Annotated in this window: 1 protein-coding gene; it reads left to right on the plus strand. The window is 43.0% G+C overall.

The window, feature by feature from the left end; genetic code table 11:
- Positions 1–143: 143 nt before the first annotated feature.
- Positions 144–617 carry an IS200/IS605 family transposase gene (gene tnpA, locus AB4124_RS33990; protein WP_215162955.1) on the plus strand — a complete coding sequence of 158 codons (474 nt, stop codon included), beginning with the start codon at positions 144–146 and terminating at the stop codon, positions 615–617.
- The last annotated feature ends 142 nt before the right edge of the window (positions 618–759 follow it).

The following is a 759-nucleotide window of genomic DNA, read 5'->3' on the forward strand; positions in this document are numbered from 1 at the left end:
TTATGACTTTAGTCAGTTGAGCACGCGATAGCGTGCGAAACATAAAACCACCCGCTATGCGGGTGGAGGGATCGAGGGTTTGACCAACAAGACCATCCCGATAAAATTGAGATGTTCAGGCTCAATGAAAGGGATGGTCTTAGATGGCAAATAAGAGCTATAGTCTAGCTCACACGAAGTGGATGTGCAAATACCACATTGTGTTCACCCCGAAGTATAGACGGAAAGAGATCTATAATCAAGTGAGGAAAGACTTGATCGAAATCTTTAAACGTTTATGTAAATACAAGGGAGTGGAGATAATAGAAGGTCACATGATGCCTGATCATGTTCATATGTTAGTAGCGATTCCCCCAAAAATCTCAGTGTCATCATTTATGGGATATCTGAAGGGAAAGAGCGCCCTAATGATATTCGAGAAGCATGCTAATTTGAAGTATAAATATGGGAACCGAAAATTTTGGGCGGAGGGATACTACGTTAGCACGGTGGGCTTAAATGAAGCAACCGTCGCTAAATATATTCGTGAGCAAGAAGCACATGACCAAGCGATTGATAAACTGAGTGTGAAGGAGTACGAAGATCCATTCAGCGGAAACAGGAGCAAGAAAAAGTAAACCAGTTTAACTGGTAAGTGAAAGTGACAAATTACACTGAGCCTGAACAATTTTATTGTCAGGCTAGCGTCTTTAGGCGCAGTTTGGCAACAGGGGGTTATACCCCAAGTGCAAACCACCCGTTGGACGGGTGGTCATGATT

This window comes from Paenibacillus sp. 2KB_20 (genome assembly GCF_052115765.1).
Taxonomy (GTDB): Bacteria; Bacillota; Bacilli; order Paenibacillales; family Paenibacillaceae; genus Paenibacillus_AQ.

Excerpts from the sequence above, each read along its gene's own strand:
- tnpA (WP_215162955.1), top strand. The coding sequence starts at position 144 with ATGGCAAATAAGAGCTATAGTCTAGCTCACACGAAGTGGATGTGCAAA.